Here is a 6378-nt window from a genome sequence, read left to right on the forward strand (position 1 = left end):
GCTGAAACGGGAAGGGCTCAGGCACCGCGATCGTGGAGGGATGGCATCGACCTTCCCCTCACGCTTGTGAGCAGGCGCTGCTGGATCAGGCCAGTTCTGGGCCGGTGCCAGCGATTCAGCCAGCCGATCGGAGCAGCTCCTGAACCATCACCAGGGCATCCACGTAGCCGAGCTGCCTGTGGTGAAACGCCCCGGGCAGAACGCCGATGGTGCGGAAGCCGTTGCGCTCCCAGCAGCGGATGCCGGCGGTGTTGGTGCTCACTACCAGGTTGAACTGCATCGCCCGGAACCCCAGCCGCCGGGCTGCCTGGAGCGAGTGCTGGCAGAGGCTGCTGCCGAGGCCTTGCCCCCTGCACGCTTCGGCCACCACATAACCGGCATTGGCCACGTGGGCACCGAGGCACAGGGAATTGGGCCTGAGGTAGTAGCTCCCCACCACGGCCCCACCAGGATCGACGGCCACCATCACCGCCTGGCTCTGCTCCACCCAGAGGCCTCTCGCCTCGACTTCAGTGATCGCCGGGTCGTGGGGGAAGGTTTCGCCGGCACGGAACACCGGCTCCAGCAGGCCCCACACCCCCGGCCAGTCGGCTGGCTCAAAGGAACGGATCAGTTGCGGAGAGGTCATGGCCGCTTCGACTGGGAGGCCGGGCGCGGAGGAGGCCATCCACCGCCGCCTGTCGCCACACACTCTGCCGCTGAAGCCAGCTGCCTTGATGGCCCGGAGGCTGGGGGCCAGCAGGATGGAACCTTCTCAAGGAAGGCTCCGGAGGCACTGGATGAAGGTGATCGTCGATCTCTGCGTTGTGCCGATCGGGGTCGGCGTCAACCTGGCGCCCTACATCGCTGCCTGCGAACGGGTGCTGCTCGACGCCGGCCTCAAGATCCAGCTGCACCCCAATGGCACCGCGATCGAGGGCGAGTGGGCGCCGGTGTTCTCAGCAATCGAGGCCTGCCATGCGGCCGTGCACGCCATGGGCGCCCCCCGCATCTTCACCACCGTGAAGCTCAACACCCGCACCGATCGTGACCAGACGCTGGAAGACAAGGTGGCCAGCGTTGAGGCATTGCTCCTGCAACAGCCTGAAAGGGGCCAATGAGAAGGCGCCCCGTGGCTGGTGCCCTCAGGCCTCATGCAGGGTCTGGGCTCGCGAGCTGCCCTGGTCGTGGCCTCTGATTCATCGATAGATCCGCCAGCTTTGATTGTCAGTACGGCAAGCCACTCCTTCCGAGCGCCGGTGGGGTCAGACTGGATGCAACGTCACTCAGCAAGGAGAGTCCATGACCACCACCCTGGAGAGACCCGCCACCCTGGTGTGCGCCTGCCCGGGCTGCCACTGCACCGTGCAAGCGGACAGCCCGTTCCGCAACGGCACCCTGCTGTTCTGCAGCGATGTCTGCGCCAAGGGGCACCCCAACGGAGAGCCCTGCCACGCCGGCTGTGGCTGTGAATGCCATGGCTGAATCAGCTCCGCCGCTGCGGCTGCGATCGCCGGGTTTTTCAATGAACTCCTGGGCACAGTTCACCCCGAGTTCTTGTCACATTCTGCTGACTTTTCCGGTGATGAAGCCGCTGAGCAGGCAGCAGATTCCGATCGCCACACCGGCCACGATCGCCAGCCAGGGGCAGCAGCGTGGCCATGGGCTGAAAGGCAACAACGCAGGCCGATCCGTTGCCGAGCTGCTCGTCATCGATCGAACGGTGAGCTCCGCCGTCTGCGGCCTGAGGGACACTCCGATCGTTGGCTGATGGAAAGCCGTTGCTGTTCTCGGAAGCCAGCTGATCCAGCCACTGTGCCCAATCGAAACGCTGCCGGATCAGGCTTTCTCGATCGAGATGTCAGCCGAAAGGGTGGTTGCCACGGACCACTAAGCCGCAGCGGCCTCGATGATCGCTGTGGTGGAGGCCTCCACCGCTCGGGCCACTTCCCTCAGGGAGGGATCGGCCGAGAGGCTGGCGAGCACCGCCTCAGGGCGGATCATGCCGATGCGGGTCTGGCCGGCTTCGGTGTAGACGGAGATCCGGCAGGGCAGAGCCATGTTGAGCGCCATTGTGGTGCTGAGCACCGCAGCGGCCTGTTGGGGGTTGCAGACCTCGAAGATGCGGCACTGCTCCGGAAACGGCAGGCCCTTGCTGCGCAGGGTGTTGCCCAGATCATGCACGGCCAGCACGCCGAAGCCCTGATCCACCGCAGCCTCCTGGAGGGCGGCGCTGGCCTCCAGGAAGGATTTCGGTGTGTCGAGGATGAAGAACGGATCCATGGGAGGTGTTCAGGATGTGCCGTACCAGCTGCGGTACCACTGGGTCATCTGCTCGATCTCCCGGCTCTGGGCCTTCACCATGGCCTGCTGCATCGCCCGCAGCTGCGGATGCTGGCTGTTCGTCTGGGCCATCGAGGCCATCATCACGCCCATTTGGTGGTGCGGAATCATCTGCTCGATGAAAGCCCGGTCGAAGTCCGGGGCTGTGCTCAGGGCTGAGAGGTTCATACCCCCGCCCATGTGTCCCATCCCCATACCCATGCCACCACCCATCCCCATCGGGCCGCCCATGTCCCCCTGCCAACCCCAGCCCGTGCCTGGTCCCCAGCTGGGTACGGGTTGGCTGAACCACTGCCGGTACCAGGCGCGCATCTGGGCGTTCTCCTGCGTCTGACTGGCCTTGATGCTCTTCGCCAGTTCCTTGATCTCGGGCCGCTTCGCGCGGGTGAGGGCAAGATCGGCCATGGCGATGGCCCCGTCATGGTGAGGAATCATCATCACGATGAAGTGCTGATCCATCGTCTGGGTGCCCATCCGCCCCACGCCCATCCCGCTTCCTGCTGGGGCCGCCGCCTGGGGCGGCCCTGAAAGCGCTGGAGCCCCCACTGAAAGGACGACCGCTCCCAGCCCTGTAGCGGCAGCGAGTCTGAACGCAGCAGAACGGGTCTGGCCGAACGTGCATCGGTGCTGGCCCATCAGCTCTGCTCCCTTGCTTCTGGCTGTTATCAGCATGGGGTCGCTGCAGCGCGCTGGCCACGGCTCTGGGTCATTGCTTCATCGAATTGGTGCCCATTCGTTCCGTGCTGGCCGGCCGTCACGATCAGCTTTCAGACCTGAAGATTGGGGCAGATCACATTCCCATCCTTGGCGGGATCGCTCTGCCAGCCGGCCAGCAATCCCTGCAGTTCCTTTCTGAGCTGTCGCAGCTCCTTGATCTGGCCATCGATCCGCTCGATCTGTCTGCCCAGCTGGATCTCGATGTCGCCGCAGGGCAGAGCACCGGCGTCGTGCACGGCCAGGCAGCCCTGGATCTCCTCCAGGCTGAGCCCGAGGGTCTTGAGCCGACGGATGAACTCCAGGCGTTGCAGGCTCTGCTCGGCGAACAGGCGGTAACCGCCTTCGCTGCGGCCGATCGCTGGCAGCAGGCCCAGGTCCTCGTAGTAGCGCAGGGTCTTGACCGGCAGGCCACTGCGGCCGGCCAGGGCCCCGATCTTCATGCCAACGACCGCCACCGTCTTGACTCTCCACCCATGAGGAGAGTTTAAGCTAATTGTCGATCACTTTTCATCCTCAGGCAGTCCGTGAATCCCATCGCTCTGGCTCTGCTCCTCTCGGCAGGCGTTGCCCTGGCACCCGGCGCCGCCCGCGCCCAGGCCAACGACATGTTCCCGAGCAAAGCCGCTGCGGAACAGCGAGCCAAGGAACTGAAGTGCAGCGGTGCCTTTGCGATGGGCAAGGAATGGATGCCCTGCCAGAACTTCGATATCTACCAGAAAGCCGTCGCCAAGGAAAAGTGACTCCACCGCTCCTTGCTCCTGCTCCGAGCCATTCCCCAGACCAACGGTTCTGGGGGTGATCACCCGGTTCATCGCCGGCTCTGGAATCGGTTTGTTGCTGGGCCGACGGAGCGGCAGGAAACCAGCCACGCCACCATCCTCATCCTGATCAGGCCGCCCTGTACCGCCGCAGCAGCGATGAGTTGACGATCACCGAGAGCGAACTCAGGGCCATCGCTGCCCCGGCGATCATTGGATTGAGCCAGCCCAGAGCGGCGATCGGAATGCCGATTGCGTTGTAGATGAAGGCCCAGAACAGGTTCTGGCGGATCTTGCGCATCGTGGCCCGCGACAGGCCGATCGCACTCACCACCAGACGCACGTCGTTGCGGATCAGGATGATGTCGCCGGCTTCCTTGGCCACATCCGAACCGGAGCCGATGGCGATGCCGATGTTGGCCGTGGCCAGGGCCGGGGCGTCATTGACGCCATCGCCCACCATCGCCACCACCTGACCCGCCTGCTGCAGGGCCTTGATCGTTGCCGCCTTGTCGGCCGGGCGCACCTCGGCGATCACCTCCTCGATCCCCACCTGGTGGGCGATGGATTCAGCGGTGGTGCGGTTGTCGCCACTGAGCATGATCACCCGCACCCCTCGGCGCCGCAGCAGCTCCACGGCTTGGCGGGCCTCGGGTCTGACCGTATCGGCAACGGCGATCAACCCCAGGATCTGATCGGCTTGCCCCAGCAGCATGGCGGTTTTCCCCTGGGCCTCAAGCCCAGCAAGCTGGCTCTGCACAGGTTCGGGAAGGCGGGGCAGGAAGCGGCTCGCCAGGGAACGGTTGCCGAACCAGACGACACTGCCGGCCTGCCTGGCCGTGATGCCCTCCCCCACCTGGGCCTCGAACTGCTCCAGCGGCAGCAGGTCCAGATGGCGCGCAGCAACGGCAGCGGCGATCGCTGCTGCCAGGGGATGCTCCGAGCCATGTTCCAACGAACCCGCGAGCTGAAGCACCTCCTGCTCCGAAAGACTCCCAAGGGGCTCCAGATCGGTGAGCATCGGCTTGCCCAGGGTGAGGGTGCCGGTCTTGTCGAACACCATGGTGGTGAGCTTCTCGACCCGCTCCAGCACTTCGCCGCTGCGGATCAGGATGCCCAGCTCCGCGCCCTTGCCCACACCCACCATCAGTGCGGCGGGCGTGGCGATGCCGAGGGCGCAGGGGCAGGAGATCACAAGCACGGCGATGAAGGCCAGCAGGCCACTGCTGAACTGGCCGGCCAGCGCCCAGATCGCAAAGGCGGCAAAGGCGATCAGCACCACGGCAGGAACGAACCAGCCCGTGACCTGATCGGCCAGCCGTTGCACGCTCGCGGTGCTGGCCTGGGCTTCCTCCACGATTCGCACGATCTGGGCCAGGGCCGTGTCGGCTCCCACCCGGCTGGCCTGAAATCGGAGCAGGCCAGCCCCATTCACCGTGCCACCGATCAGCTCGGCGCCGGCCTGTTTGGCCACCGGCAGGGATTCACCGGTGAGCAGCGATTCATCCACCGAGGAGCTGCCTTCGAGCACCACTCCATCGGCGGGGATCTTCTCGCCCGGGCGCACCAGCACCGTCTCGCCTGCGTCGATGGCATCGGCGGGCACGGTCATCTCCATGCCGTCGCGGATCACCGTGGCCGTGGCGGGCTGAAGATCGAGCAGCTTGCGCACGGCGGCTGAGGAGCGTTTCTTGATGATCTCCTCCATGAACTTGCCCATCAGCACGAAGGCGATCACCACCGCCGAGACTTCGAAGTAGACGTCGCGGTCATTGACGCCAACCGGCAGCCAGCTGGGCGCGAAGACCACCACCACGCTGTAGAAGTAGGCAACGGAGGTGCCCAGGGCGATCAGCACATCCATGTTGAGAGCGCGCCGCTTCAGGGCAGCCCAGGCGCCCGTGTAGAACGACCAGCCACCGATGAACTGCACGGGGGTGGCCAGCACGAACAGCCACATTCCCCAGCTCATCCAGGGCAGGGCCGGCAGGGGCACCCAGGACATCAGGCTGACCCCGGCTGCCAGGGCAATGAAGGCCCCGGCCCGCAACAGCGCCAGCGCCAGCACCCCGCCGAGTACAAATCCCACGCGGCGGCGCATGACGCGCAGTTCGCGGTCGGGATTCAGGAAGGTCTGCAGGCAGGACTGGCTGCAGAAGTAGTAGGCCCTGCCGCCGCGCTGGGTGGTGAGAGCCGTGGCCACCGGTACGACCATTCCGCAGATCGGATCCTTGGCCATGCCCGCCTTGCCAGCGCCATCGGGCGGATGGCTGTGGTGATGGCAGGCCTGAGTGGTGCTCATGGCGGTGTTGCGGTTGGGCTCAGGTTGTGGTCGCTGTGGATCAAAGGCTGAACAGGGCGTCGTACTTGTGATAGTCGGGTTTACGCAATCCCCCCACGGCGAGCATCCGCCGCAGTTCGATGATCTCGGCCCGCTGGGCCACGATCACCCCTCTGGCGAAGCGCCGGATGGTGGGGTTGGTGCTCTTGGCCAGGGCGTCGTGGGCCATCAGCAGCGCCCCGCCGTGGTGATCGAGCATCCCCTCCAGGAACCACACCACCCGGTTGTCCTTGGTGGGGA

Annotated in this window: 10 protein-coding genes; 4 read left to right on the top strand and 6 right to left on the bottom strand. The window is 65.4% G+C overall.

The window, feature by feature from the left end; translation table 11 throughout:
• Positions 1-115 precede the first annotated feature (115 nt).
• The gene (locus KQ307_RS04740; RefSeq protein WP_259727132.1) at positions 116-628 is read right to left on the bottom strand and encodes a GNAT family N-acetyltransferase; all 513 of its coding nucleotides are present in this window, start codon (positions 626-628) and stop codon (positions 116-118) included.
• A gap of 88 nt (positions 629-716) precedes the next feature.
• On the opposite strand from KQ307_RS04740, the gene KQ307_RS04745 reads away from it, so the two are divergent.
• The 3 genes from KQ307_RS04745 (at position 717) to KQ307_RS04755 (ending at position 1750) form a co-directional block, all read left to right on the top strand.
• Positions 717-1100, top strand: coding sequence for an MTH1187 family thiamine-binding protein (locus KQ307_RS04745; RefSeq protein ID WP_399234800.1), 384 nt, complete (start codon positions 717-719; stop codon positions 1098-1100).
• A gap of 181 nt (positions 1101-1281) precedes the next feature.
• Positions 1282-1464 (top strand): metallothionein, encoded by a 183-nt coding sequence (locus KQ307_RS04750; protein ID WP_259727134.1) that lies wholly within the window; start codon positions 1282-1284, stop codon positions 1462-1464.
• Between the two features lie 100 nt (positions 1465-1564).
• The gene (locus KQ307_RS04755) at positions 1565-1750 is read left to right on the top strand and encodes a hypothetical protein (RefSeq protein ID WP_259727135.1); all 186 of its coding nucleotides are present in this window, start codon (positions 1565-1567) and stop codon (positions 1748-1750) included.
• Between the two features lie 119 nt (positions 1751-1869).
• Here the strand turns inward: KQ307_RS04755 and KQ307_RS04760 are convergent, their stop codons facing one another.
• From KQ307_RS04760 to KQ307_RS04770, 3 genes are all read right to left on the bottom strand, one after another.
• Positions 1870-2262 carry a DUF302 domain-containing protein gene (locus tag KQ307_RS04760; protein WP_259701462.1) on the bottom strand — a complete coding sequence of 131 codons (393 nt, stop codon included), beginning with the start codon at positions 2260-2262 and terminating at the stop codon, positions 1870-1872.
• 9 nt (positions 2263-2271) lie between these two features.
• Complete coding sequence (locus KQ307_RS04765; protein ID WP_259727136.1) at positions 2272-2811, bottom strand: DUF305 domain-containing protein; 540 nt, start codon at positions 2809-2811, stop codon at positions 2272-2274.
• Between the two features lie 278 nt (positions 2812-3089).
• A complete protein-coding gene (locus KQ307_RS04770) occupies positions 3090-3479 on the bottom strand; it encodes a heavy metal-responsive transcriptional regulator (protein ID WP_259727137.1) in 390 nt (129 codons plus the stop codon).
• An 84-nt stretch (positions 3480-3563) separates the two neighbouring features.
• Here KQ307_RS04770 and KQ307_RS04775 point away from each other — a divergent pair, with 84 nt between their 5' ends.
• Positions 3564-3779, top strand: a complete 216-nt coding sequence (locus KQ307_RS04775) for a DUF3721 domain-containing protein (protein ID WP_259727138.1) — start codon at positions 3564-3566, stop codon at positions 3777-3779.
• Positions 3780-3927: 148 nt separating this feature from the next.
• Here KQ307_RS04775 and KQ307_RS04780 read toward each other — a convergent pair whose 3' ends face one another.
• Both KQ307_RS04780 and KQ307_RS04785 read right to left on the bottom strand, forming a co-directional pair.
• Positions 3928-6099 carry a heavy metal translocating P-type ATPase gene (locus KQ307_RS04780; protein WP_259727139.1) on the bottom strand — a complete coding sequence of 724 codons (2172 nt, stop codon included), beginning with the start codon at positions 6097-6099 and terminating at the stop codon, positions 3928-3930.
• A 40-nt stretch (positions 6100-6139) separates the two neighbouring features.
• The coding region (locus KQ307_RS04785) for a DUF305 domain-containing protein (protein ID WP_259727140.1) at positions 6140-6378 on the bottom strand (239 nt) is incomplete at its 5' end.

Source organism: Synechococcus sp. CS-1326 (assembly GCF_025128115.1).
In the GTDB taxonomy this organism is placed as follows: domain Bacteria; phylum Cyanobacteriota; class Cyanobacteriia; order PCC-6307; family Cyanobiaceae; genus Regnicoccus.